25 protein-coding genes are annotated in these 26,410 nt (G+C 63.6%); 11 read left to right on the top strand and 14 right to left on the bottom strand.

Going from position 1 to position 26,410, the window contains the following annotated elements; translation table 11 throughout:
- The first annotated feature begins 4 nt into the window (after nt 1-4).
- From zwf to pgl, 3 genes are read left to right on the top strand one after another with little or no spacing between them, the layout of a single operon-like run.
- Complete coding sequence (gene zwf, locus ACFW6D_RS06090) at nt 5-1,573, top strand: glucose-6-phosphate dehydrogenase (protein ID WP_379325270.1); 1,569 nt, start codon at nt 5-7, stop codon at nt 1,571-1,573.
- Complete coding sequence (gene opcA / locus ACFW6D_RS06085) at nt 1,570-2,478, top strand: glucose-6-phosphate dehydrogenase assembly protein OpcA (RefSeq protein ID WP_379325731.1); 909 nt, start codon at nt 1,570-1,572, stop codon at nt 2,476-2,478. Before zwf ends, opcA begins: the two co-directional genes overlap by 4 nt.
- Nucleotides 2,471-3,253, top strand: a complete 783-nt coding sequence (pgl, locus tag ACFW6D_RS06080; protein ID WP_379325268.1) for a 6-phosphogluconolactonase — start codon at nt 2,471-2,473, stop codon at nt 3,251-3,253. The genes opcA and pgl overlap by 8 nt, the downstream gene beginning before the upstream one ends.
- A 74-nt stretch (nt 3,254-3,327) precedes the next feature.
- On the opposite strand, the gene ACFW6D_RS06075 is transcribed toward pgl, so the two are convergent.
- From ACFW6D_RS06075 to ACFW6D_RS06065, 3 genes are read right to left on the bottom strand one after another with little or no spacing between them, the layout of a single operon-like run.
- Nucleotides 3,328-3,723, bottom strand: a complete 396-nt coding sequence (locus tag ACFW6D_RS06075) for a hypothetical protein (protein ID WP_379325266.1) — start codon at nt 3,721-3,723, stop codon at nt 3,328-3,330.
- A 30-nt stretch (nt 3,724-3,753) separates the two neighbouring features.
- Nucleotides 3,754-4,803 carry a WXG100 family type VII secretion target gene (locus ACFW6D_RS06070; RefSeq protein WP_379325264.1) on the bottom strand — a complete coding sequence of 350 codons (1,050 nt, stop codon included), beginning with the start codon at nt 4,801-4,803 and terminating at the stop codon, nt 3,754-3,756.
- A complete protein-coding gene (locus ACFW6D_RS06065; RefSeq protein WP_379325262.1) occupies nt 4,800-5,030 on the bottom strand; it encodes a hypothetical protein in 231 nt (76 codons plus the stop codon). The genes ACFW6D_RS06070 and ACFW6D_RS06065 overlap by 4 nt, the downstream gene beginning before the upstream one ends.
- 282 nt (nt 5,031-5,312) lie before the next feature.
- Here ACFW6D_RS06065 and ACFW6D_RS06060 point away from each other — a divergent pair, with 282 nt between their 5' ends.
- Complete coding sequence (locus ACFW6D_RS06060) at nt 5,313-6,155, top strand: YbaB/EbfC family nucleoid-associated protein (RefSeq protein WP_379325260.1); 843 nt, start codon at nt 5,313-5,315, stop codon at nt 6,153-6,155.
- Nucleotides 6,156-6,268: 113 nt separating this feature from the next.
- On the opposite strand, the gene ACFW6D_RS06055 is transcribed toward ACFW6D_RS06060, so the two are convergent.
- The 3 genes from ACFW6D_RS06055 to ACFW6D_RS06045 are packed head-to-tail and all read right to left on the bottom strand — an operon-like array spanning nt 6,269 to nt 10,703.
- Nucleotides 6,269-7,969, bottom strand: coding sequence for an ABC transporter ATP-binding protein (locus tag ACFW6D_RS06055; RefSeq protein ID WP_379325258.1), 1,701 nt, complete (start codon nt 7,967-7,969; stop codon nt 6,269-6,271).
- Nucleotides 7,970-7,974: 5 nt separating this feature from the next.
- Nucleotides 7,975-9,741, bottom strand: a complete 1,767-nt coding sequence (locus tag ACFW6D_RS06050; RefSeq protein WP_379325256.1) for an ABC transporter ATP-binding protein — start codon at nt 9,739-9,741, stop codon at nt 7,975-7,977.
- Nucleotides 9,738-10,703 carry an alpha/beta hydrolase gene (locus ACFW6D_RS06045; protein WP_379325254.1) on the bottom strand — a complete coding sequence of 322 codons (966 nt, stop codon included), beginning with the start codon at nt 10,701-10,703 and terminating at the stop codon, nt 9,738-9,740. The genes ACFW6D_RS06050 and ACFW6D_RS06045 overlap by 4 nt, the downstream gene beginning before the upstream one ends.
- A 374-nt stretch (nt 10,704-11,077) precedes the next feature.
- Between ACFW6D_RS06045 and ACFW6D_RS06040 the strand changes: the two genes are divergently transcribed.
- Nucleotides 11,078-12,181 (top strand): hypothetical protein, encoded by a 1,104-nt coding sequence (locus ACFW6D_RS06040; RefSeq protein WP_379325252.1) that lies wholly within the window; start codon nt 11,078-11,080, stop codon nt 12,179-12,181.
- 89 nt (nt 12,182-12,270) lie between these two features.
- On the opposite strand, the gene ACFW6D_RS06035 is transcribed toward ACFW6D_RS06040, so the two are convergent.
- The 6 genes from ACFW6D_RS06035 to ACFW6D_RS06010 form a co-directional block, all read right to left on the bottom strand.
- On the bottom strand, nt 12,271-12,792 hold the full coding sequence (locus tag ACFW6D_RS06035) for a hypothetical protein (protein ID WP_379325250.1): 522 nt from the start codon (nt 12,790-12,792) through the stop codon (nt 12,271-12,273).
- Complete coding sequence (locus ACFW6D_RS06030) at nt 12,779-13,141, bottom strand: hypothetical protein (RefSeq protein ID WP_379325248.1); 363 nt, start codon at nt 13,139-13,141, stop codon at nt 12,779-12,781. Before ACFW6D_RS06030 ends, ACFW6D_RS06035 begins: the two co-directional genes overlap by 14 nt.
- Before the next feature lie 285 nt (nt 13,142-13,426).
- The gene (locus tag ACFW6D_RS06025) at nt 13,427-14,266 is read right to left on the bottom strand and encodes an ESX secretion-associated protein EspG (RefSeq protein ID WP_379325246.1); all 840 of its coding nucleotides are present in this window, start codon (nt 14,264-14,266) and stop codon (nt 13,427-13,429) included.
- Entirely contained in the window at nt 14,263-15,624 is a 1,362-nt protein-coding gene (locus ACFW6D_RS06020; RefSeq protein ID WP_379325244.1) for a hypothetical protein, read from the bottom strand. The genes ACFW6D_RS06025 and ACFW6D_RS06020 overlap by 4 nt, the downstream gene beginning before the upstream one ends.
- A gap of 11 nt (nt 15,625-15,635) precedes the next feature.
- Nucleotides 15,636-16,016 (bottom strand): hypothetical protein, encoded by a 381-nt coding sequence (locus ACFW6D_RS06015; protein ID WP_379325242.1) that lies wholly within the window; start codon nt 16,014-16,016, stop codon nt 15,636-15,638.
- A 36-nt stretch (nt 16,017-16,052) separates the two neighbouring features.
- Nucleotides 16,053-16,697 carry a DUF3558 domain-containing protein gene (locus ACFW6D_RS06010; RefSeq protein ID WP_379325240.1) on the bottom strand — a complete coding sequence of 215 codons (645 nt, stop codon included), beginning with the start codon at nt 16,695-16,697 and terminating at the stop codon, nt 16,053-16,055.
- A gap of 281 nt (nt 16,698-16,978) precedes the next feature.
- Between ACFW6D_RS06010 and ACFW6D_RS06005 the strand changes: the two genes are divergently transcribed.
- From ACFW6D_RS06005 to ACFW6D_RS05980, 6 genes are all read left to right on the top strand, one after another.
- The gene (locus ACFW6D_RS06005) at nt 16,979-17,308 is read left to right on the top strand and encodes a type VII secretion target (protein WP_379325238.1); all 330 of its coding nucleotides are present in this window, start codon (nt 16,979-16,981) and stop codon (nt 17,306-17,308) included.
- On the top strand, nt 17,305-21,360 hold the full coding sequence (locus tag ACFW6D_RS06000) for a DUF6531 domain-containing protein (protein WP_379325236.1): 4,056 nt from the start codon (nt 17,305-17,307) through the stop codon (nt 21,358-21,360). Before ACFW6D_RS06005 ends, ACFW6D_RS06000 begins: the two co-directional genes overlap by 4 nt.
- A gap of 938 nt (nt 21,361-22,298) precedes the next feature.
- Nucleotides 22,299-23,174 (top strand): DUF6301 family protein, encoded by an 876-nt coding sequence (locus ACFW6D_RS05995; protein WP_379325234.1) that lies wholly within the window; start codon nt 22,299-22,301, stop codon nt 23,172-23,174.
- Nucleotides 23,138-23,620, top strand: coding sequence for an Imm50 family immunity protein (locus ACFW6D_RS05990; RefSeq protein ID WP_379325232.1), 483 nt, complete (start codon nt 23,138-23,140; stop codon nt 23,618-23,620). The genes ACFW6D_RS05995 and ACFW6D_RS05990 overlap by 37 nt, the downstream gene beginning before the upstream one ends.
- A gap of 612 nt (nt 23,621-24,232) precedes the next feature.
- Nucleotides 24,233-24,679 (top strand): hypothetical protein, encoded by a 447-nt coding sequence (locus ACFW6D_RS05985; RefSeq protein ID WP_379325230.1) that lies wholly within the window; start codon nt 24,233-24,235, stop codon nt 24,677-24,679.
- Nucleotides 24,680-24,732: 53 nt separating this feature from the next.
- A complete protein-coding gene (locus ACFW6D_RS05980; protein ID WP_379325228.1) occupies nt 24,733-25,191 on the top strand; it encodes a hypothetical protein in 459 nt (152 codons plus the stop codon).
- 26 nt (nt 25,192-25,217) lie between these two features.
- On the opposite strand, the gene ACFW6D_RS05975 is transcribed toward ACFW6D_RS05980, so the two are convergent.
- Nucleotides 25,218-25,925 carry a hypothetical protein gene (locus ACFW6D_RS05975; protein WP_379325226.1) on the bottom strand — a complete coding sequence of 236 codons (708 nt, stop codon included), beginning with the start codon at nt 25,923-25,925 and terminating at the stop codon, nt 25,218-25,220.
- A 100-nt stretch (nt 25,926-26,025) separates the two neighbouring features.
- Nucleotides 26,026-26,400, bottom strand: a complete 375-nt coding sequence (locus ACFW6D_RS05970) for a hypothetical protein (protein ID WP_379325224.1) — start codon at nt 26,398-26,400, stop codon at nt 26,026-26,028.
- Nucleotides 26,401-26,410: the final 10 nt, after the last annotated feature.

The following is a 26,410-nucleotide window of genomic DNA, read 5'->3' as shown; positions in this document are numbered from 1 at the left end:
CACGATGGCCGGCACAGCATCGACGGACCAGGCGGGGCTGTGGCACAACCCGCTGCGCGACGAACGCGACAAACGGGTTCCCTTCATCGCGGGCCCGTGCTCCATGGTGATCTTCGGTGTCACCGGAGATCTTTCCCGCAAGAAGCTGATGCCGGCCATCTATGACCTGGCGAACCAGGGGCTGCTGCCCCCTGGTTTCGCCCTGGTCGGCTTCGCCCGGCGCAACTACGCCGACGAGGATTTCGCGTCGGTGGTACTCGAGGCCGTGAAGAAGCACGCGCGCACCCCCTTCCGCCAGGAGGTCTGGGATCACCTGGCGGAGGGGCTGCGGTTCGTGCAGGGCAGTTTCGACGACGACAAGGCGTTCGCGACGCTCGCCGAGACGTTGAAGCATCTCGACGAAACCCGCGGCACCGGCGGCAATTACGCCTTCTACCTGTCTATTCCGCCGAATATGTTCCCCGTGGTGCTCGACCAACTGTGCGAGCACAACTTGGCCAAGGCCGAACCCGAGCCCGACGGCTACACCCCGTGGCGGCGCGTGGTGATCGAGAAGCCGTTCGGCCACGACCTGACCAGCGCCAAGGAACTCAACGCCCTGGTCAACCGAGTGTTCCCGGAGGAGCAGGTCTTCCGGATCGACCACTACCTCGGCAAGGAAACGGTCCAGAACATTCTGGCGTTGCGTTTCGCCAACGAGTTGTTCGAGCCGATCTGGAACGCCAACTATGTCGACAGCGTGCAGATCACCATGGCCGAGGACATCGGATTGGGCGGTCGCGCAGGCTATTACGACGGGATCGGCGCCGCGCGCGACGTCATCCAGAACCACCTGCTGCAACTGCTCGCGCTGACCGCGATGGAGGAGCCGACCTCCTTCGAGCCGATGCAACTCACCACCGAGAAGATCAAAGCCCTCTCGGCCACCAAACTCGTTGCGCCACTGGACGAAACCACTGCGCGCGGCCAGTACACCGAGGGTTGGCAGGGCAGCGAGCACGTGGTCGGCCTGCATCAGGAGGAAGGCTTCGACCCGCAGTCGCGGACCGAGACCTACGCCGCCCTGACCCTGCACGTGGAGAACCGGCGCTGGGCGGGTGTGCCGTTCTACCTGCGCACCGGAAAACGCTTGGGCCGCAGGGTGACCGAAATCGCGGTGGTGTTCAAACGCGCACCGCACCTGCCGTTCGATCAGACCATGACCGAGGAACTGGGCCAGAACGCGCTGGTCATCCGGGTGCAGCCCGACGAGGGCATCACCTTGCGCTTCGGCTCCAAGGTCCCCGGCTCGGGCATGGAAGTGCGCGACGTGAACATGGACTTCAGCTACGGCGAAGCCTTCACCGAGTCCTCCCCCGAGGCCTACGAACGCCTCATCCTCGACGTGCTGCTGGGTGTGCCGTCACTGTTCCCGGTCAACGCGGAGGTCGAATTGTCCTGGCGCATCCTCGATCCCGTGCTCGCGCACTGGGCCGCGGGCGGCAAACCCGAACCCTACGAGGCCGGGACCTGGGGTCCCACCTCGGCCGATGAGATGCTCGCGCGCAGCGGGCGGGAATGGCGGCGTCCGTGATCGTCGACATGCCCGACACGACCACCGTCGACGTCGGTAAGCGGATGGTGCAGTTGCGCGAGACCAACGGCGTGATCACTCAGGGTCGCGTGCTCACCCTGGTGGTGTGCACCCTGGACTCCTCCGAAGCCGAGGACGCGATCGATGCCGCCAACGATGCCAGCCGCGAACACCCTTGCCGGGTCATCGTTTTGGCCCGCGGTGATCGCGACGCCGAGACCCGCCTCGACGCCCAGATCCGGGTCGGCGGCGACGCCGGTGCGGCCGAGGTGATCGTGCTGCGGCTGCAGGGTGCGCTGGTGAACCACGAGAGCAGCGTCGTGACCCCGTTCCTGCTGCCCGACACCCCGGTGGTGGCGTGGTGGCCGCGTGGCGCGCCGGAGTTCCCGTCGATGGACTCGGTGGGCAAACTGGCCAAACGCCGGATCACCGATGCCACCTACGCGCCCGACCCGCTGGCCGCGATCAAGAAGCGCGCCTACACCTACGCCACCGGCGACACCGATCTCGCGTGGAGCCGGATCACCTACTGGCGTGCGCTGCTGGCCGCGGCCCTGGACGAGCCGCCGTTCGAACCGGTCACCTCGGTGACGGTGTCGGGCCTGCCCAGCGAACCCGCCCTGGACACCCTCGCAGGCTGGCTGGCCTCGAGGTTGCACTGCCCGGTGATCCGCAAGACGGGCGAGCTGTTCGTGGAAATCCATCGCGCCACCGATTCGATCGCGATCTCGCGACCACAACTAGGAAGGACGGCCACGCTGACCCGCACCGGCGAACCCGACCAGCGCATCGCGCTGGCACGCCGGGAAACTCGCGACTGCCTCGCCGAGGAACTCCGTCGGCTCGACGCCGACGAGATCTACGCCGAAGCGCTCGCCGGAATCGAGAAGGTGACTTATGAGTGATCTCGACAGCCATGACGACCTCGGTGCCGAATTCCCTGCCAACACGATCGAGATCCACGACGACGCCGAGCTCCTCGCCGACGCCGCCGCCGAACGGTTCGTCGACGTGATCGTCGCCGCCCAGGCCGAACGCGGCAATGCCTCGGTCTCGCTCACCGGCGGCAGCGACGGCATCCGCCTGCTCGAACGCGTCCGCCAGTCCCCCGGCGACATCGACTGGTCCACGCTCTACGTCTACTGGGGCGACGAGCGTTTCGTCCCCGCCGACGACAAGGACCGCAACGAACTCCAAGCCCGCGAGGCACTACTGGACTTCGTCCCCCTCGACCCGGCCCACGTCTTCCCGATCGCCCCCTCCGACGGCCCCTTCGGTTCCCCCGAGGAAGCCGCCGCCGCCTACGCCCAGATCGTGCACACCGAACTCGACGAACGCGGCGAATTCGACCTCACCGTCCTCGGCATGGGCCCCGAAGGCCACATCGACTCCCTGTTCCCGCACTCCCCCGCCGTGCAGGAAACAACGGAACTCTGTGTCGCCGTACACAATTGCCCCAAGCCCCCGCCGACCCGGGTCACCATGACTCTGCCCGCGGTCCACCGCTCCCGCCACGTGATGCTCGTGGTCAGCGGCGAAGGCAAAGCCGCCGCGGTAGCCGCCGCCGTCAACGGCGCCTCCCCCGACGACGTCCCCTCCGCCGGTGCGGTCGGCATCGAGTCGACCACGTGGGTCATCGACGAGGCCGCCGCGACGGGCCTGCTGCTCGACGACGAGTAAACACATCCGACGAAGCCGGGCCTCGGAGATCGAGGCCCGGCTTCGTCGTGTCAGGTGACTAATATCCGACGGCGCTAGTCGCTCCTGGGCGCATAGAGTTCAGGATTGAACAAAGAGTGTGCCCCGAGTTTGGTATATAGCTGGCGCTGCAGCGCCCGAAGGACAGCGATACCCTCGGTATCGTCGAACGTACTGACCATCCGGAACTCGATGCCGGCGCCGAACAGGTCACTGCCGAACGCCAGCTCGCTCAGGAACAACACGCGAGCCGTGTCGACCTCCGACAGCTTTCCCCCAACGGAGATAGCTCGACGCAACCTGTCCACTTCATGATCGAAATGATCTCGATCCGAATATCCGAGGGCACGTACGGGTATCGGCGCGCGCGTCGAAATCCCCGTCCAACTCGCCAGACATGCATCGACGAAATCACGCTCTCGAACACTCAGCGCCGCCATATCGAATTCCACCGTAGATCCCTTCGATCGAGCTGCGGCCACTTACTTCGCACCAGTCTTTCCGGACTGCGTGCCACCCGTGCCGCCCGTACCACCGGGGCGTTGTGACCCTGTACGCGTGCCGTCCTGCCCGTCACCGAGGGACGGGTCCTGAGCCTGGCCCGTAAGGCGAATGAATTCATCTAGCGGGGCTTTGGGTCTGTAAACGGTGCCGTGGTCGGTTGTGCTCGGATCAACGATAACGATGTAGCCGTCATAGCTCATCATCACCGGATCACCCTTGTAGTCTTTGCCCAGCCGCTCCGTCTGTGGGCCAGCGATGATCTGGTAGACCTTCTCCGCCAGCTGGTCTTGTGTCATCCCCTTGAAATCGTCATTGTGCTTTGTCCATGCATGCCCGTAAGCAATTTCCTGGGCCAAGCGTCGTGCGGGGTCAGAACTCCACCCGCCTGGCGGCTGAGGCAAACCCGGAACCTGAAATACCACGCCGGTATCAAGATTCTCAGGAAGTTTCGCGAATGCGTTCTCGATCGCGGTCTGTACCGAGGCAGCCGCCGTGCGCGCGTTCTCCAACGCTGTCTTCACCGCGGTCGTAGACGCATCCGCGCCTACCTGAAGTGCGCCGGCCGCAACCGAATACGAGGCCGCATCCGGCAACTGCGACAGCAGCATTTGGTGGGTGCTGGTGGAGATCTTGACCGCGCCGTCGTCGCCGACCTCGTAACCGTTGGACTCGGCCGACTTCACGGCGTTCGCGACCGCGCTTCTCGCAGCATCCAGGGTGCCCGCACCCGATTGCGCGGCGGTCGCACCATCTTGTAACGCGGTAACGAAAGTTCTAGTGGTCGTGCGCATCTCATCGTGCCTAGCCCGCATGGCGTCAGCCGCACTGCCTGTCCAGAAATCCCTGCTGGCGTCCACAGCGCGGTACTGCGCGTCGTCGAACGTGGTCAGCTTCTGCGCCTGCGAAGACCATGTATCACCCAGCGCGGTCAATATCGTAGGCGCCCATGCCATCACCTGTGCCACGGTGAGCGTGCCGGGCTCCGCCACTGTGACCGGCTCCTGCTCAGTGGTCCCAAGCGTGCTCACGCCAGCGCCGCCTGCTGAGCCCCGATGTCGCCCGCGTTCTGGGCGTCCGCGCTCTGGAACTCGGTTACTGCGGTCGAGGTCGCCTTCGAGAGCGCGACATACTCGGTGATCAACGTCTTCGCCGCGTTGGCGACCTTCGCGATCGCAGCCGTCGATACATCCGGAACCTTTGTCCCGGGCAGCGTCAGCACGGAGTCACCGGTCTCGCCGGCGAACACCTCCGTCATCTCGGCCTCAGCCTTGCCGAGTGTTGTCGCAAGCTCTTGTGTTCGTGTTGGATCGAGATCCAAATCCGAAGCGCCAGCCATTGTTCCCCATTTCCCCGTGTCGTCCCTTCGGCCGTCACGGTAGCGGTGGCAACCAGCCCACGCAAGGAGAAGGGACCGTGCGTATCGACGCAGTCACCTCCAGCGACTACTCTCGCCGAGAAGGTCCAGCGCCTGCTAGCACGCGGAAGCGGAACCGGATTGTGTAGCCGGCGGTGACCGGTGGGATAGAAGGTTCACATCATGGGGGACATCGATCCGGTATCGGGTCACATCGAACGGCTACAGCGGGCGCTCACCGATGCACGAGGTCGGGCTGTCAGCACTGATGGCGCAGTCCGCGTCGAAGCCGGAGCGAACGGCACGATTCATAGCATCGAGTTGGGCGATGGTGGCACTGATCTCGCTGCGGCGGAGGTTGTTTCACTGATAGTCGACCTGCATCGCGAAGCCGTTGCCGATGCCGCCGCGACCATGCGTGAAGCGGTCGCCGCGTTGAGCAACGATCCGCGGCTACAAGATGATCGACAAGAAGTGGTCGACAAACTTGCTCGGCCCGGTACCAGCTCTGAAGTAGTTGCGACGCAGCCGCATCACTCCCTGAATAGTCAGCCACCCGGTGACAGCGATGGGATTCCGGACCAACCGCGTCGGCCACCGTCGGCTGATCGTCAGATCAGATCGACACCCCGCGAGAAGTCGACACCCGTGGTCCCGCAGACTGTTTCGACCCCGATGTCCCGCCGACGTCATCAACCTGCCGCGCCTGCGAAGCTCTCGCAGTTCGATCCGGTCACCTTCGCTCCACTATCCCGGACATACCGACCCGCGCAGGCAGATCCGCGTCCCACCGCACCCGAAGCGGCTCCCGCGATCCCCACCAGCCGTGAGCCGACCGTCGCTGAACCCGATTCTGCACCGGCCACCATCGAGCCCTCTTACCCTGAGGTCGAATACATCCCCGCTGATCCGTTCGCCCCGTGGGGTGAGCCCGGTGACGGCACCGGAATTCCGCCGGGGGCTTGGCCCCCAGACGACAATCTGATCCTGTCCGATGACTGGTGGGAATGGCAATCCCGCGAATAGACGATGGATCGCGCGCACTGCTCGCCACCACCGAGCTACCTGTCGGATTCTCCTACCCTCGCGAGTTCCTCCACATCGCGGCGTTGAATCTCGCCCCGCTCGGCTTCGTCGCCTCAGGCGATCGGAGTCAGGGAGCGTGCCCAGAAGTCGGCGTAGCGACCTTCGCGAAGGAGGAGTTCTTCGTGGGTGCCGTCTTCGACGAGGTGGGCGTTGTCGAGGAAGATGATGCGGTCGGCGCGGCGGACGGTGCGTAGGCGGTGGGCCACCATGACCACGGTTCGGCCGGACATCAGGCGCTCGATTCCCGCGTGGACGGCGGCTTCGTTGCGTGGGTCGAGGGCCGATGTCACCTCGTCGAGCAGGACGATCGGGGCGTCTTTCAGGAGCGCTCTGGCGATCGAAACACGTTGGCGCTCACCGCCGGACAGTGACGTGCCGCCTTCGCCGACATTCGTTGTCCAGCCGCCGGGGAGGCGGTCGATCACCTCGTCGAGGCGGGCAGCGGTCGCGGCTGCGCGGACCTCGTCGTCGGTGGCGTCGGGGCGGCCGAGGCGGATGTTGTCCTCGATGGTGCCGTCGAAGAGGTAGACGTCCTGGAAGACGATGGCGAACTGGGCCATCAGGGTTTCGGTGCTGATGTCGCGCACGTCGACACCGCCGATCCGCACGGTGCCCGCGTCGACGTCGTAGAAGCGGGCGAGCAGTTGCAGGAGCGTGGTTTTGCCCGCGCCGGATGGGCCGACCACGGCAAGCCGTTGCCCTTGGGGAACGGTCAGCGAGACCTCGTCGAGCACCGTGCGTGTGCCGTGCCGGAAGGTGACGGCGTCGAAGGTGAGATCGTGGGCGTGCGGTTGGACCGGACTGCTGGGTTCGGGCAAGGTTTCCGTGCGCAGCAGCGCCTCCAGACGTACCAGTTCGGAACGGGCGCTGCGGAGTTGGCCACCGATGTCGGCCAGGGACAGCAGCGGGTCGGCGCAACGGGCGGCGAGGATCAGGACGGCCAAAAGCTCTGCCGCACCGATGTTTCCGCCGAGGGCGAGATAGGCGCCGAGGGCCAGCAGTGCGGTGAACACCGCTTGCACCGCGAGCGAGAGGCCCAGGATCGCGGGCAGCGCGGTGAAAGCCCGGCGGCGCGACTCCCGGGCGAGCGCCTGGAGCGAGTCGTCGAGCAGGTCGAACCGTTGCGCGGTGCGTCCACCTGCCCGCAGAATCGGCTGGGCCTGTAGGAATTCGATGACTCGTTGCGCGGCGTCGTGGTCGCGTTCGTGGCGCTGAACGTCACCGACCGCCATCGCCCGCCCCGACCAGACCTGGATCGCGGCCACGATCGGCACCGCGGCGACCGCGGCCAACCCCAGCTGCCAGTTGAACGCCAGCATCACGACGATGATCGTCAGCGGGGTGACGGCGGCGGAGATGAGCGGCGCCATCAGATGGGCGAGCACGCTCGACGCCCCCAGCACACCACGACTGGCGAGCACCGACACCTCCCCCGCCCGACCGGCGGTGTACCAGCCGATGGGTAGTCGGGCGAGGTAATCGCCGAGCCGGTAATACACGCCGCGCAACAGCGTGGTGCCGACACGGAATCCGGACAGGTCGCTGCGGTAGCGCAGGACGGCGTAGAGGGCAACGGCGCCGGTCAGCGCGATCAGCCAGGGTCGTGCGGCGGCGGGATCGTCGCCGAACAGCGCCCGCAGCACGGGGACAAGGAGCGCGTAGGACAGGCCCTCGGCGACCACGGTCACGGTCATCAGCGCGACCGTGCGCCGGACCGGTTTCGCGTACTCGGGTCCGAGTACACGCAACAGCATGCGAATCATCGTGGATCTCCCTGTAGTTGCGCGGTCACCGATCGGTGCGAGTGCCAGAAGTCGGCGAACTTTCCTTGTCGGGCAAGCAGTTGCGCGGGTGTGCCCTGTTCGACGATCGTGCCGTTGTCGAGCATGACGACGGTGTCGGCATCGGCGATAGTTTCCGCGCGGTGCGCGATGACCAGGATGGTGCGGTCGCCGCCGAGCGAGGCCAGTGCGTGTCGGACCGCCTGCTCGGTGTGTGGATCGGCGAAGGCGGTGGCCTCGTCCAACACCAGAACGCGTGCGTCGGCGAGCAGGGACCGTGCCAGTGAAATCCGTTGCGCCTCACCGCCTGACAATGCGGTGTCGTCGCCGATCACCGTGTCGTAGCCGCGCGGCAACTCGAGAATCCGTTCGTGGATGTTCGCCAGGCGGGCGGCACGAATCACGTTGTCGCGGTCGGCATTCGGCACCGCGAGGGCGATATTGTCGGCCACCGATGCGCGCAGCAGTCGCACATCTTGGAAGACGAACGACACGGTCCGGTAGAGGTCGCGGCTACCGAGTTCGCGCAGGTCGATTCCGCCGAGGGTCACCGCTCCGTGAGTCGGATCGAAGAACCGCGGCAGCAACTGGACCAGGGTGGATTTACCGCTGCCCGACGGCCCGACGAGCGCGGTGACGGTGCCCGGCTCGAGCACCAGGTCGATTCCGCGCAGCACTTCGTGCTCGGCGTCGTAGCCGAACCGGACCCCGCGCAACTCCACCCGGTGCCCCACCGGTGTTCTCGGCCGGGTCGGCTCGGGCAGCGGTGCCTCATCGAGCACGTCGCGAATCCGGCCCGCCGCGCGACCGGCGGCCTGCAAGTCGTCGAAACCGTGTCCAAGCGCCGCCACGGGGGCGGTGAGTCCGATGCCGAGCAGCAGGAACGGCAGCAGATCGGCCGGGGCCAGCCCACCGTTGGTGATCAGTACCGCACCGCCGATCAGCACGACCAGCAGCACGAACGGCGGCGACAGCGCCACCTGCATGCCCGCCGCGGGCCCCGCCAGCCCACGCACCATCCGTAAGAAGATGTCGGCGAAATCATCGGTGGCCGTGCGGAATCGGCGATGGGCGCGCTCGGAACCACCGAAGGCCTTCACCACCGCGATACCCTGCACGAACTCGACGACCGAGCTGGCGATGCCGCCCATGGCCGTGTCGAAATCCTGCTGTTCGCGCAGTCGGGTGGGGGTCATCATCAGCGGGACGAGCGCGATGGCCAGTACCACCGGGACCAAGGTGATGAGGGTGAGCCGCCAGTCGACGGTGAACAGGTAGACCAGCGAGACCAGCGGCACCACGAACGCGGACACGAGTTCACCCGGCGCGTGGGCGATGAACGGGTGCACGGCGCTCACGTCGTCGCCCACGATCTTGGCCAGTTCACCGGTGCGACGGCGCGCGAACCAGCCGATCGGCACCCGTCCCAGCTGATCGGCCAGCTGCCGCCGAAACGACAGCTGGACTCGATCATCTAGGAGGTGCCCGATCGCGGAAGACGCTGCGGTACACAGCAATCGGACCAGCAGACCCACCGCGCCGACCAGCACGACCAGCCATACGTGCGCGCGATCGATCTCGCCGGGCGACAACACAGTACGGCCCAGTTCGACCACAGCCAGCAACGGCGCCAGCCCCGCGACGGCGCCGACCACCTGCAGGATCACCACCGCGCCGAAACTGCCGAGATACGGTCGCAGCAAGCTCACGAGACTTGTTGCCCGATCAGCTTTTTCGGTGGTCATCGGCGCACATCCGAACGCTCGGACAGCCGGCTTCGCAGATGGTCGAGAATCTCCGCACGGGCAGGTGCCGCCGCCGGGATCAGGCCCGACATGCTCAGAAAGCCGTGCGTCGCTTCGGGATAGCGAGTCAGCGTCACCTCGACGCCGGCCTGTCGGAGACGAGCGGCGTAGGCGGGTGATTGATCCTCCAGGGGATCCAGTCCCGCCGACTGGATGAGGGTGGGGGCGGACCCGGCGAGATCGTCGTGGAACATCGGCGAAATCGCTCGCGCGTCGAAACCAGCGGGCAGTGCAATGCGTTGCACCGCACGACAATTGGCCGGTGTCGCAGTGGGGCTGTCGGCGTTGTCGGTGAACGACGGGTAGGCGAACACCCCGTCGGTCCAGTCGAGTTGGGGGTTGATCAGTACCTGCGTGCGCAGGTCACGAGTCTCGAAGGCCGTCAACACCGCGAGCGTGGCACCCGCGCTACTGCCGAGCAGCGCGAGCCGAGTACCGTCCGCACCCCACTGCCCCGCCCGCGCAACGAGAACCGGCACAGCATCGCGCGCGTCCTCGACAGCCGCGGGAATCGGATGTTCCGGAGCGAGCCGGTAGTCCACCGAGGCGACCACCGCGGGGCACTCGGCCGCCAGGTGACTCAGCAGCCAATCGTCCTGCTCGGGCACCCCGCTGATGAATCCGCCGCCGTGGAACGCGACGATCAGCGGCAGCCCCGGCTCAGCGTGTACGGGCCGATGGACGCGAACATTCAGCGTTCGACCAGGTAGTTCGAGAGTGTGCGTGACGGCGCGCGCACCCCGATGGGGCTTGCCGGTGATGAAGGCGCCGAGCGCGGACCGGCGCAACCGCTCTTGCGGTGCACGCGCCTCGACAACCTGGTCCGGGGTCATCGAATCCCAGTCCGGCCCACCTTTGAGTGCGGCCAACACACGCATCCGAACGGGAACTCTGCCTCGCATGATCTGCCTCCTGGCGCTCGCTCACCGCCCGCTTTCCGGCGGCGTAGAACAACCCTGACAGCGGCGACCACCCCCGCGCTTTCGGAAACATGCGGTCACCTCGTTCGCGTATCACGCGATTCGTTAAACATTTTTCTGGCAGATCATGATCAATCGCACAGCACCGTCGTCGTATCCCCTGGCGGCCCATCCCATCCGGTCCCGGACCGGGGTGTACCGGGTAAAATGTCGGGCGATCGGTGTGGCGGGGGACGCGAGTTTGCCGAGCCGGGACATCACGGGTTGCCTACCTGTGGTGCTGTCGTGCCCCCGTGCGTCGACTGTGCGCTCGAGCCGGGTGCGAGGCGCCGGCATGGGAAGGGAAAGGGTGTTGGGTGGGTTCCACAGGACCATGGGAGGACGAGAGTTCGGGGTCACCATTCGGTCCGCCGCTGGACGCCCTCGGGCCTGATCCGGCCGCCGTGGCGGGTCTGCACGAGCAGGCTCCGACGTCGTGGCGACCGGCCGATCCTGAGCCCGCGCCGGAAGCGATGATCCCGCCCCCGCCGCCCCAGTTTCGGGCGCCCTCGGGAACCGAGCCGATGCGTGCGCCCGGCGCTGATGGGTTGCCGGACTGGTCGGCGCCTGCGCGGCCGGTTCAGCAAGATCGGCGCGAACCTCCACCGCCGATCCAGCGGGAGCAACCTCGCCAGCCCTCGATGCAGCGGGATCTTCCGCTGCCCGTTCAGCAGGAACCGTCACCGACCAGCCGGGAGGACCGCCTTCGCGAACCTCCACCGTCGTGGGACGACGATCCGATGGCGGCGATCTTCAAGCCGGGCAAGGCATCTGGTCGACAGCAGTCCTCATGGGACGAAGACGACCTGTTCGATGATCTCTACAACGACAGCACGCCCACCGAGCCGTCGTCGACATCGGGCCGCAGCAAGGTAGGCGTCATCCTGCTGGGTTCGGTGGCCACGATCGCGGTCGGTGTGGCGGCGGCGATGACCTATGTCGTCATGACCGGTCAGGACAGCGGACCGGAAGAGACGGTGGTCGTCGCCGCCACCAGCCCGCCGACGACCACGACGAAAAAGACGGCAGGGCCGCTGGCCTGCACCGAAGAACAGCGGGGCAACCTGACCATCGGCCGCGGTCCCGGCGACAACAACTCCGGCCCCGGCGTGATCCTCGGCTTCGAGTACGCGTTCTACACCGACCGCAACGGCGAAAAGGCACGGTCGTTCGTTGCACCCGAAGCCGACACCGTGGGTACGGCCCCGATCATCCAGGACGGGATCGACAAGTACATCCCGCTCGGCACCACCTACTGCGCCCAGATCAACCAGATCGGCCCGGACAGTTACGAACTCGACCTGACCGAACGTCGACCCGGCGGTATGCCTGCCGATGACCTGCTCTACACCCAGCTCATCACCACCACGGTCCGCGACGGGCGAACGATGATCGCCTCGATTGCCGAACGGGGACAGTGAGATTCGGCCCGTAGTCACTGAATGACGTTGCCCTCCAGCCGAATCAGGCTGGAGGGCAACATTTTTGGTTCGTGGTGTGCGGTGCGGCGTTACAGCACGCTTCCTGCCGCGGCACCAGCCACTCCGCCGACAACGGCGGCTGGAACTCCGCACACGACAGCGCCGACCGCGGACCCGGCGGCAACCGCTGCGGCGAATCCAGCGGCGCCCGCAGCCGGCGCAACAGGGAGGGCCGCCGCCGCGGCGGCACCACCGGCAGCGAACGCAGCACCGGAGGCAACTGTCAGCACGCCCCCGGCAACACCACAGACGACGGCCGCGGGCACACCTGCCACTGCCGCACCCGCCAACGCACCGGCGGCGATCTTGTCCGACCGACTCGGATCGATGCCGACCGACTTGCCACCCGTCGAGATCGCGGCCTCCGCGTTGGCGGCAGCCGAGTTCACGCCGTCGAGAAGATCTTCCGGCACCTCGTCGGGCACCGGGGACGTGAAGTCACCCAGGCGCAGCGTGCGGTCCGGCGGCGCGATGGGCGCGACCGGCTCAACCGCCTGCGGCGCGTGCAGGGCGCCCAGGTTCACCGGCGGCGCACCTTCAGTGCTCGGCACGGTCCGGGACAGCGTATTCACCGAACGGACCCGGCTTGGCCTCGCGCGGCACAGTGACGCCCGGCTGACGCGGCGTCGTGCGTGGCCCGAACGCGGCGTTCGGATCGTCGCCCGGCGCAGTGACACCCGGCTGCACGGTGGTCGTGCGCCCCGGCCCGACCACCGGCGTGGCGCCGCCCCGATCACCGGGCGGCGGCGGAGTCGCGGTTCCCGGCTCCGGTTTCGGAGTCGCCGGATTCGGTGTTGCCGTAGTGGTTTTCGGCGCCTGCGTATCACTCGGCGCCAGGCTTGTCGACGTCGAACTCGCGACATCGGTGCCGGTGTTCGTGCAGGCGACGGCGAACATCACGGGAAGAACCCCCAATGCCGGTGCCGCACGCCTCGCGATCACTCCTGCTTTAACTCTTCGGTGCTTGCCGGCCATCTAGAACTCCCCGCTTCTGATCATGTCGACATCCGGCACCGTCACGGTGTCGGACGCGCCACTGTAAACATGACCAATGCGGCGCCGTCAAAACCTGGGTGCCGGTTGACAATCCACGAGTTATACCTCTGTCCGATTCCACAACACCCTCCCACCAGCGAAATGACCCCACCCCGGCCGAGCCGACTGTGTCGTCACTCACTCGCCGCCTCAGACAAGCCAGCTCTGCCGACGGAAGTATTCGCCTTCCGGATCGTCTTCCTCGTCGTAGTTGTCGAACGCCGGCGCAGCCGCGTAGACACGCGCCCTCGCGACCGCATCGATGCGCTCCTGGAGCTGCCGGAGCAGTTCCTCCGGCGAGCCGGGAGTGACCGAGATGTCGTCAGGACCGTGCTCGTGCAGGAGGTAGCGCCCGTCGTTCGGATAGTCGAGCCAGATGAACGCTCGCCCGTCGTCGGTCGGCTTGGAATCGAGCGCGAAACCGGGCAGCACCGTGATCTCCCCCATGCCCACCCGCGAACGGTTGAAGAAGCGCTGCGTCTCCTCGACGGGTGTGAGCCGGTTGGGTTGTTGCCCGTATGTTCGCTGTTCGAGATCGCTGCGCCTACCGTTGAACGCTCGCAGACCACCGGCCGCCAACCGCGGAATGCGCGAGATCACTTCGGCGGCAATGCGATGCGGCTGATGGGTGCTGACGGTGATGTCGGTGCCGTACTCACGGGTTGACCCAGGTCGCTGAACCGCCAATGTCGCTGTGTCGCCGGAGATTCCGGCGTGGATCCGCACCACCTGGTTCTGGTCCGGACCGTAGAACCCGTAGACCTCCACCCGCATCTCGGGCTCGAGGAGAACAGCGAGCGCCCCGTAGAGCGTCTCGTCGAACCGTCCCGCCAGTCGCTGCGCCGCCGCGACCCGACTGCGTTCGAGCTCGCCGGGGAACTCGAGGTCGTTCGGGAAGTAGCTCAGCGGGTAAGGCAGTCGGTCCCTGCCGAGAGCCTCCAGGGCGATGGTGAAGGTGAGACCTTCCATCTGCCACGTGGATCCGGTCATTCGCCGATCACCCCGCCCGGCGGCAGCACCCGCGGCTGAACGCCGAGCAATTCCGTTTCCCGGTCCTGGATGAGGTAGTCCGGGATCTTGTGCTCGCTGTCGTCGTCACCCTTGCCGCCACGCGCACCCGCACCACCCATTCCGGGCATGCCGGACATACCGCGACCGCCCGAGCCCGCTCCGGCCCCACCGCGCGCAGCCGCGGCGCCCGTCGGCTGACCCGCCGAGCCGGGCACGGGCACTCCCGCGCTCGGTGTGCCGGCACCCGGCGAACCACCAGGTGAACCGCCGGGCGAACCACCCGGACTTCCCCCCGAGCCCAACGGCGAGCCGCTGGGCGAACCCACACCCGCCGGCGTCGTGCCCGCTGGAGTGGTAGCAGCCGGCGTCGTCGGCTCTTCCGGGGTGGTAGTCGTCGGCGTTGTGCTCTCCGGTGTCGTGGAGCTGGGATCGGTACCTTCCGGGGTCGTCGACGGAGTTTGCGGCGTCTCCGGGGTCTGCGGGGTCTGCGTCCCGGCGGGATTCTGCGTGGTGCCGCCGGGTTGCGTGGTACCGCCCGGTTGCTTGCCCCCCGGATCAACGGCGGCGGCTTTGAATGTGCTGACTGCCTGCGCGAGGACCGGGGTCTTCGCATCGACTTCGCGCGCCGCGGGCTGATAAACGGTCTGCATCACCTGCTGCGCCGCCTTCGTCTCCTCGTCAGCGCGATGCTTCGCCGTCTTCAACAGACCGCTGCCGGGAATCTTCGCGACGATATTGTCGAAGGTGGAGACGTTGTCGGGCTGGCCAACCGCCGTTTTCGCGTGACCGAGGGCGTCCTCGAGCAGGTCGATGCCGTTGGCCACCATCTCGAAGGTCAGCGCGAGTTTCTCGGCTTCGACACCATAGGCACGGGTGCTCTCCATCGAAGCGGTGGCCGCCTTGCCCTTCCAGTGCTCCTCGATCGCGCGCTCGACCTCTTGGCGGAACGTCGTGACGGCCTCGCGCATACCGCCGCCACTGCCCTGCCCGTCGTCGAGCTGACGCCAACCGTTTGCAGCGGCATTGATATCGTTGACTGAGACTGCGGGTTTGCCATTGTTACCCTGCAGTGCGTCCCAGATCTCTTGGTGAGTCCAGGCGCCGAACTCTTCGTGCTGGACGATCTTCGTACCGGCGTATGTCCCGTCGAAGCGGCCCTGCAGCATCGTCCGTTCATTGTTGATGACCTGTTGATCACCACCGAACTGATTCGTCGCGTCCTGGTTCCGCTGCTTCTGGTCGTCGGCATTGTTCGACGACTGCGAGTAGTTGTCGTAGACCTTCAAGCCGCCGATGGAGATGATCGCGGGAAGCGCCGCCGCAAAGGGGAATACCATCCGAGTTCTTCCTATTTATTATTGAGTTCGGCAGCGCGCTGCTGATCGGTTTCTTTGAACTTCCCGATTGCAGCCGCGTAGGTGTCCCGCATGAGTCCAGCGATCTCGATATGCTGTTCGAGCCGCTTGAGTGCAGAGTCTCCACCTTCGCCGTTCACGGCCTTGCTTTGGAATTTCTGCTTGAGCACGTCAGCCGACGGTATGCCACCGAACCCCGAGATGTGCTCCAAACCCTTAGCAGCGACCTGCAACCTCTCAAGCTTGGTCACGTAATTAGCGCAGGCCGTACGGAGCGCCTCGCCAATAGCTTCCTCCATCTTGAATTCACCAGCAACAGCCTGCTGTTTAACTGTCTTCCATTGGGTAATATCTTGATCAAGACCGTTAGCCATAACTATCCTCAATCGTACCGCGCCATTCGGCGGAATCTATTTCGGCAGGTGGGGTTCAATGTCGGTTGCATGCTTCGACGAAATCACACAACTGTCCACATCACGTTTACCGCTCGAAAGCCACGACGTTGATATCTCGAACATTCCCTGTTCGGCTTCGAACGCAATGAAGCACCCGTCCGGGTCGGACTTCTCCCGGAATGAAATTGCAGTCCGCTGCCCAACCTTGGTTTCGCGAATATCCACAATGGTGTCTTTAGATCTGGTCTCATCGAGCGTGTGGCTGGTCGAAAAGACAGTCATCCCATATGGATTCCCGTCAGGGAACCATGCGCATACCCGCCAACTCGAAGGCCCGGATGGCGGGTCGGTAACCGTGGTCTTGGACGCCGGATCAACCCCTGTCGCCCGCAGCACATCCGCACTCAACTCCGTGCACGGGTTGTACACCTGAATCGATTCCGCATCACGAGTCGGCACCGTGGCCGTCGGCGTCCCGTCGACAGAACTCCCGCACCCCACGATCCCGACCAAGCAAGCCCCGACCATCGTCGCGCCTAGAATCCGACCGTTACGCACGTGCCTCCTTCGATACCCCTCCGAGAGTGCGCGGCGTCCACCAGCACACTGCGATCCCCCGCCGATGCGGCTGCGCCAGCTGATCTCGCTGCCAGAATACATGCGCACCTCCTTCCGCGGAACCGCTGCGCCGACGCCGCACCACTGCCCACGACCACCCCCTTAGACGCACCACGACCGCCCACGGTTCCATCGAATTTTCCACGAGCGCAATCTCTTTCCCCTCCGCTACGCTCGGCCATCGGCATCACGTGCCACAGGTCGCACCACCGGTCCACCCACCGGCCCCGACCTGTTAGGCCAATTTCGAACACCGCAGGTCGAGGGCAGGGAGTGCCTGCCGACCGGGTGGCTTCACAGATGATGAGGGGCGGGCACACACCATGACCAGCGCAGGCGGGGAACTCACCATCTCCCCAGACAAAATCAAATCCCACGCCACGAACGTCTCTTCCGCTGGATCCGGACTCAACGAGGCACTCGAAGCAGCCCAAGCTGTCTCCGCCCCCTCAGACGCCTTCGGCAAACTCTGTGCCTTCCTCGGCCCGCTATTCGTCGACGCGGTCGAAACCGACGGTATCGACGCCATCCAAGCCGCGATCGACGCCTTCGGTACCACCAGCACCAACCTCACCGCTGTCGCGGACGCGTTCACCACCCAGGACACCACCAACGCCGCCGCGCTCAAGACCCAAGAATCCGGTCTATCGTGACCAACCCGCTGATCGCGGCCAAACAAGACACCACCGACTGGTCCACCGGCATCAGCCTGGTCAGCTCCGTCACCGACCTCTCCGACGCCATCTCCGGTGGTTCCTGGATCGAAACCGGACTCGGCGTGGTCGGTTTGGCCGCCGAAGCCGTCTCGTTGGTCGTCGACCCACTCGGCACCCTCGCCGGCTACGGCGTCGGCTGGCTCATCGAACACTGCCAACCCCTCCAGGACGCCCTCGACTGGATCGCCGGAGACCCCGCCCAAATCGAGGCCTACGCAAAAACCTGGGACAACGTCGCCACCCGCATCAGCGAAGTCGCCACCGCCCAGAACAAAGCCGTCTCCACCGACGTGACGGACTGGACCGGCCAAACCGCCACCGCCTACAAAAACGCCGCCTCCAACACCACGAACTTGCTCACTGCGGCCAACACCGCCGCCACTGCTGCGGCGTCAGCGATCCGGCTGGCTGGTGGAATCGTGGCCGCAGTCCGCGAAACCGTCCGCGACCTGGTAGCTCAGACCGTGGGCCGTCTCGCGGTGTGGGCTGCGGAGTTGGTGTTCTCAGTCGGCTTGGCGACGCCGTTGGTCGCGGTCCAAGCCACGGCTTATATCGCGAAGACTGTGTCGACGATCTCGAAGTTGTTCTCCAAGCTGGCCAAGACGATGGACAAGCTGAAACCGTTGTTGAAGCAGTTGAAGTCGGCGTTCGGTGATATCGCGAAGGCGTTCAAGAAGACCCCGTCGAAGTCCTCGAAGAACGCCGACAACACCAACACCAGTCCTGCGGGCACCAAGCCGGCCGATACCCCGACAACACCGTCGAGCACCAAACCATCTGACGCTCCGACGAATCCGGCGAGTACACCCGACGCACCCACGACACCCGATCTCTCGGGGACCACGAAACCGGCGAACACACCCGATACCAGCACCCTTCCCGACCAAACCGGTTCACAGAAACCCGAAGTCAACAAAACCGCGAAGCAAACCATCGACTGCGGCGACCCCGTCGACGTCGCCACCGGCGAATTCCTGCTCCCCGAAACCGATCTCGAACTCCCCGGCGTGCTCGCGCTGGTGTTGACCCGCCGACACCGTTCGTCGTACCGGTCCGGTGGCTGGTTCGGCCCCTCATGGGCAGCGACCCTGGACATGCGCGTCGAGATCGACCAAGTCGGCGCCCGGTTCGTCGGCCCCGACGGCGAGGTATGGCAATTCCCCCACACCGCCCCCAACGTTCCGGTTCGGCCAGTGCACAACGGCACCCGCGCGACGATGACCCGCACCGAAACAGGCGCCTACTCCGTCCACGACCCCACCCGCGAACTCACCTGGAGTTTCCGACCCACCACAACCTCGACCACGTCGGAAACCCCCGTCGGCAACTATCCGATCACCGAGATCACCGACCGCCACCACAACCACATCCGATTCCACTACAACCCCGACAGCATTCCCACCCACATCACCCACTCCGGCGGCTACCGCGTCGACATCACCACCGACGACGCCCGCATCACTGCCTTGACCGTCGTCGGATCCCAACCAGACGGCACTACCTCAGCGGTCACGGTTCGTGAATTCGGTTACACCGCAGGTGATCTCACCGCGGTCACCAACGGTGTCGGTGCCACCACACAGTTCCGCTACGACGACCAACACAGGATGCTGTCGTGGCGTGATTCCCGCGGCACCGAAATGCACAACACCTACGACCGGACCGGTCGGGTGATCAAACAGGTCGGCACCGACAACATCCTCTCCGCCACCTTCACCTACGAACAGCTCCCCGAATTCGGTCGCACCCGCACCCACCACACGAACTCCCTCGGCGCCACCCAGGTTTTCGAGTTCGACGAAGACCTCTGCCTGCGCAACCTGATCGACCCACGCGGGGCGACCTCGATCACCGACTACAACGAGTACCGCCAACCGATCCGCCACATCGACGCCTACGCCAACACCACCGTCTACCTCTACAACGCCGATGGTGACCTGGTCCTGGTCCGCCGCCCCGACCAACAAGCCATCACCATCACCTACACGGCACCGCGTCGTCCGGCCGTGATCACCGATGTCGACGGCACAACGATCACCCGCACCTACGACGAGCACGGCAACCTGTCCACCGTCACCGACGCCGAAGGCGTCACCACCTCCTACACCCACCACCCGTGCGGTGCACCTGCATCGATCACCCTCTCGACCGGCGCTACCACCAACATCGACGTCGACCCGGCCGGGTTACCGATCCAGATCACCGAACCCGGCAACGTCATCACCACTGTCGGACGTGACCCGTTCGGTCGACCGGTCACACTCACCGACCCCCTCGGCAACACCAGCACCAGCCAATACTCGGTCGAGGGAAAGTTGCTGTCGCGCACCGATGCCGAGGGAGCCACGCAGTCGTGGACTTATGACGGTGAAGCGAACCTGCTCACCCATACCAACCAGATCGGCGCGATCACCCGCTATACCTACGGCACGTTCGATCTGGTCGCTACCCGCGAAACACCTGACGGCGCCGATACTTCCTACACCCATGACACCGAACGCCGCCTGACCACAGTCACCAACCCCCTCGGTGACACCTGGACCTACGAATACGACGAAGTCGGCAACGTCCGCGCTGAAACCGATTACAACGGCTCGGTCACCCGCACCGACTACGACTTACTCAACCGTCCCACCACCATCACCACCCCCACCGGAGTCGAACGCCGCCTGAGCTTCGACATTCTGGGCCGATTCACCGGAGTCAGCACCGACACCGGAGAATGGATCACCAACACCTACACCCCCACCGGGCAACTCGCCACAGCCCGAAACGGTCTGCACGACACCACTATCCACACCGTTGCGTTCGACCATTCCCCGGCCGGGCGAGTTCTGACCCAGCACGTCGACGGCCGACCGGTCACCTACGACTACGACGAGCACGGTCGCCGCGTCGGATATTCGACCCCGAGTGGTGCGTCAACCAGATACGAACGCACCCCGACAGGGCAGATCGCTGCCCTGACCACCAATGGGCACCGTTTCGACTTCACACACGACCACCTCGGCCGCCAAAATAGTTGGCACAGTGGCGGAATCGGTCAACACAACACCTACAGCCCCACCGGCCACACCATCAGTCGCGAACTCGTCCAACTCGACCCCCACACCAGCGCACCCACCCAACTCCTCGAACGCGACGAATACACCTGGCGCCCCGACGGCTACATCACCAGCCATACCACCACAACGGCTGCCATGACCCGCCGTCGCGACTACACCCTCGACGTCATCGGGCGCGTCACCCACATCGCCACTCCGAACCTGGGTGTCACAGAGCAATACAGCTACGACCCGCTGTCGAACCTCACCACCGCCGACATTCCGCCATCGCCGACACCGCCGGATCCTGTTTCCCCCGACCACAACCCGCCCGAACCCGCGACCGATCCGCGGTTCGAGTACCGCAACAACCTACTCATCCGCGCCGGGCGCACCCGCTACCACTACGACCCCGCCGGCCGCCTGATCCGCAAAGAAAAGACCCGGATCTCCCGCAAACCCGCGATCTGGCACTACCGCTACAACGCCTTCGACCAACTCACCGAAGTCACTACCCCCGACAACACAACCTGGCACTACACCTACGACCCCTTCGGCCGCCGAACCAGCAAACAAAACCACGCCGACAACACCCGCACCGACTTCGCTTGGGACGGCGTCCACCTCACCGAACAAACCACCACCACCCCCACCAGCGCCCAATCCCACACCTGGACCAACCACCCCACCACCCACGTCCCCCTCACCCAATCAATCGACGACCAATTCTGGGCCATCGTCACCAATCTCCAAGGCGCCCCCACCCACCTCACCAACCCTGCTACTGGCGAAATCATCTCAACAGCCACTACCACTCTCTGGGGTCAAACCGCCTGGACAGGCCCCAACACCCCCCACCGATTCCAAGGCCAACAACACGACCCCGAAACCGGACTCCACTACAACCACCACCGCTACTACGACCCCCAACCGGTCGATATTTGACCCAAGACCCACTCGGGCTCGTCCCCGCTCCGAATCCGGCGACGTATCCGCGAAACCCAATGCGTTGGTCGGATTCCCTCGGGCTGGCGCCTGATTGCGATGGCGGGATCGCTCTCGGCTTCAGCGACATCGACGGCGACCCGATGGCTCTACAGGACTTTGCCAGTTCAGTCGGGGCGCGGTCATATCATGACTGGCCCTCCCAAGGCGATGACTGGGTGAACGAATTTCAAAATTTTGTGCGAGATCCAGACACTCCGATACATTTCAACCTCGATGGACTCGAAGATCAAGAGTGGGTTACATCAGCTGGAAGAGCAAGAGGAACCGATCCAATATTCGACGGGCACGTAACACCGTGGGAATTGTCGTATATCATGGACAATCGCAGCACGATGTCGAACGTCTTCTTCTATCGCAACGGGAGCCGATATGACAACCCCTTTACCTGATCATCGATACACACGGGCCGACGGCAACCTTCCGATCCACTTCGAATTAAAATTCAGGCCGTGGCGCTACAACCTGTCTCTCTCAGAACTGGAGTTCCGCAGCTTCGACAGATCTCCGGATCCAACCTTTGTATCGATCAGATTCTTCAGCGTTTTCGCAATGCAAATAAAAACGGTATTCAAGTCGATAACGATTGATTGGGCCAACGAGTCACAGTCTCTGGATTTGCTTCATATTTCTGATATAGATGAATCCAAGTGGACTAGAGTTAAGTGTCTAGCGCTGAAATCTACCGGAGTGGACAGCCTGGTAGCCTGCACAAGCTACTCAATTCGAATTTACCCAGACGGATTCCCGTTGCCTACAGCACCTTCCAACAACCCGACCTGAAGCTCAATCGATATTCAAATGTATGTACTGTAAATAAATAGGGGCCAGTTGACGTGGGCGCTAGCGGTGTAATCGGAATCCACGAGCTCTTTAGGATGGTATCGCTCGACACCGTGCTTTGTTCGAACCGTTGCTTAGCTGGTGAGGTGAGTGTTGGAGATGTTGCGGTATATGGTGAACGCACCGATCGAACATTGGAACAGATACCAACGTTGTGGACTGTCGACCATATAAGCTACGTGCATACATCGATGGATTCGATACCCGAAGGTTTTTCCAGTGGAATGTGGTTTGTTGGCGAAGACGTAAACAAGTTGAGTGGATATGTTCAACTTTTCACGACGTCGCCTGGATCAGTGCCCGATATTCTAGTCCTTTCACAGATGGTCGACATGGCCCGCAGGCACAGTCACGAGTTGGCCGCAGCCGCGAGACGACTGACCAGTAAGCGCGAAATCGAGCGTAGGGTCGCCGCGAAGGTTGCCGTCGCATCCAAGTTTGACTGGACGTGGACCTGTGACAACATTCGACAATTCTGCGATATTGTTGGTTGGCATGAAACCTCCGAACCCGACGGGAGGTACTCGATCGAGGACGGGGGCGACCTGACTACTGACATAGACGTGCGATGGCCGCTGGCAAGTTTGAGGGTGAGTGAACGTACCGTCAGATACTGCGCCTTGAGAGCTATTGAAGTCTCACCTTTGCCTGATGACGATAGCGAAGTGACTGCCGGACGCATTCGGGAAGAATTCAACTCTCTGGCCCGCGTAATAGAGTCGATGATCGGTCCCTCGCTTCTTCTGCCCCCCGAAATGAATCACCATATTGAAGTGTCTTGGACATTTCCCAAGGTCGTCATACGTCTACGCATGTCGGCTCAGTGCGCCAGTGTTTGGATGGTGAACCCGCGCTATCTCGCCGAACTAGATCGATGGCGAATTCAAAGAACTACGGAGACGGACGGGTGAGTTGGGTCGAAGCCCTGACCGACTCGCGTAGTGTGCGAGCAATATTCGGATCACTCACTCCGTCGCTGGACGGCGTCGTGCTCCACGAGGCTCGCTTGCACCGTGACGGGCCAAGTGTATATCTGCGGTTCGATTTTTGTGAATTCCCGGTTGATCCGCCTAGAAAATGGGCAATCATGGGATACAACACGGTGCAACTCGAACTATGTCTGACCGCCGTTGAAAGTGTTGCAATATCGGGCTTTAGCACCGCATCCGTGATCGACCTAGATATATCTACGTATAGATGCGGTGAAAAGACGGTGGTGCGTGCCAGGACATCAGGAACTTCTACGACACACTTGGACATTGTCGCTGGTTTCGCATATGTATCGAAGATATCAGCCTACCTGAAAGATCCTTCTTCGTCGTGTTTCGTAGATGTGGACGAGAATTCGGATGCGTGAATACGTCGGGATGATCTGGATTGGAGACAAACCTGGAATCCGGCTGGAAATGCTGGCGACATCCCTCGATGCAGCGCGGGCACTCGTCGTTGCCACGTACGGCGAGGGGCACATAATTTCAATTTGGAATGAGGCCGACGCCTCCAAGCCTCGGCAGGGATGGTCCGCGGTAGGCTGAATTAACTAGGATTTCATGGAGTGAACTTCTGATGTCTGGATTCAATACGGTCCGATGGACCTCTGAGTGTGAGAATTGCGAGAAGCTCGTCGACCGAGAAGTCCAGTTCAGATATGGTCGCGTACGACAGTTCGATTATTCGGTAGGAGACTCGATCAACTGGGGGCCTGGACGCGGTTTGCTACGCGGCATCGGAGATCCAGAAGCGCGTTCCGCGCTGGTAGAAGGGTACGCATGTGAATGCTCGCACTGCCCAGTTCGAATTGGGTGAGTGCGAGGTTATGATAAAAAGTGACAGGATAGTCGGTGTTCGGAGTTTATCCGGATTATACAAATTCCGTGCTGGGGACACGATTCATCTGAATGTTGACTTCGAGTGATCCTGCTTGCCTGACGAAGAAACGGTCGCATGGACGGAATCACAGGGAGTTAGAATGATCACTATCGAAACGTATATCCGAAACGCGGAGGGAGAATTCCTGCCGCTAGGTGAGACTATAAGTATCTCATTCCAGGCCAATAGACGCATCTGCGGTGCGATCGACATGCAGGTTGGCTATCGACCAATTCTGAGACTGGACACGTGGGATGACATCGATGAACTCTGGGCATACATCGTCAGCATGACGGTAAAGTTCAAGAAGACGGGAAGGGCATGCACACTCTATCCCAGCCAAAGTACCTCGCTGATATTCGAGCGAATTGAAAATGGTCTGGTGAAAGTATCGTCGGGAGGCAGTACGAGGCGCGCAGCCGCACTGCCGGAATCGGAACTTCTGACTGCCGTCAAGACTGCAGGATATTCGTACTTCGATACCGTGGAAAGCTATTCCAATCAGGGGTATGCCAGGCAGTTCTCCCAGCTTTCACAACTGCCGTGATAACCGGCGAAGATACATCATCTATTGTTCCGTTCGCGCCAACGGCAGCTGTTGTGGCAACAATCGATCGATGGGCGACTGATTGGCCTGAGCTTCTGGTGTCGACAGACGCAGTCGACGGCTGGGTGGACTATGTTCCGTGGGTCGAAGGGCGACACCATTTCGGCGACCACAGTGGATCTATTTTGGTGGCCTTGACTCCCGAAATCGTAGAGCTCTGGGATGAATACGGATACGATGTGCCCGACGATTCGGTCGGTCCGATTGCGGTTTTTATCAACAAATGCACAGCTGACAGTTTCGATGTCAATCTGGAGACGGATCCACTCGGCCGACCGCAACCTCCCTGGTTCGATCCATTCCCCGTTGAGGTGATCGGCGCCGGTCGCCAATACATGGTCTATTGTCACGCCGGACAATTCGACGAAGTTCTCACAAATGGTCATAGGTCAGTTGCGTCAATCGTTGGTGACCTACCGGGACTGCTGACCTCGACCTGTGCAGAGGGCTGACGAACTGGTCACGCGGGCTCCGGAGGTCAGCCCAGGACTGCGCGGGGGTCGGGGAGGTACATGCCGGCTTTGCCGCGGACGGTGCTCCAGAGGGCGAAACCCATCACGGGGGTGTTTTGGGCGATCATTATTTGGCGGTTGGTGAGGTCGATGACGGCGGGGACTACCACGGTGCCGTAGCTCATTGCCTTGTTGGTGACGGCGCCGAAGCTGGCGGGGTGGACTCGGTCGGAGATCAGGGCGGCGACGGCGCAGGCGCCGCCTTTGACCGCGAAGGCGCTCGGGCGGCGGATCGAGCGGGCGAATTCGTCTACCTGTCTGGTGAATCCGGCGACGGTGGCGGGTGAGATCTCACCGGCGTGGCCTACGCAGACGGCCAGTTCGATCGGGTTGAGAGCGCTCTTGATCACCGCGCCGACGCCGATGAGGGAAAGGACCGGGCCCACCCAGTTTCGGCTGACCTGGAGTCCACCCATGGTCATGTGGTGGGTGACGGCGGCCAGGTAGGCCTGTACGGCCGGGCTCTCCTGGGGTGCGGTCGGCTGCGGGGGTTGCTGTGGTGCAGCGTAATTCGGCTGCGGTGCGCCGTACTGCGCGGGCGGCTGCTGGTGCTGCGGCGGATAGGTCGGCTGGCCGTATGGCTGCTGTGGATAGGGCTGCTGCGGTGGCGCACCGTAAGGCCCCGACTGCTGTGGATATCCCCACGATCCTCCCGGCCCACCTGGCACCGTCATAGCCCCTCCTCGCCCGTCCCACGTGAACACCGGACACTACCGGCTCCGCGAACCCGGCGACACATGCGCTCCGTGGATCAGCGGCCCAATCGTTGGGGACCTACGGATTTCGTGCCAACGCGGCGAACGCCGCACGCGCTGCCGCAACGACCGAACTCCACCGTGCATCACCTACGTACACCGAGTCCGACGCATCCCCCAGGTCGTCGATGAGCGGCGTCAACACGCGACCGAGGTTCACCAACGCGGCGGCTTCTTCGTCGTCGATCAGAATCGTGCCGATTCTGTCCCGGGGATCCGGGAGTACGACGCAATCGTCGTAGAGGGCGTGGATGTTCTCGTCGAGATCGTCGTAGAATCTCTCCTGGGGGAACCGGCGTTCCAGCCACACCCGTTGCTGGTACTCGGGGTCTGCCAGGGCTTCGAGTGCGGACAACACAGTTGCGCGCATCTGCGGGAATTGCACCGTGTCCATCAACGACCAC

This window comes from Nocardia sp. NPDC058705 (assembly GCF_042749305.1).
Classification (GTDB): domain Bacteria; phylum Actinomycetota; class Actinomycetes; order Mycobacteriales; family Mycobacteriaceae; genus Nocardia.
This window is presented reverse-complemented; position numbering and strand designations above follow the sequence as displayed.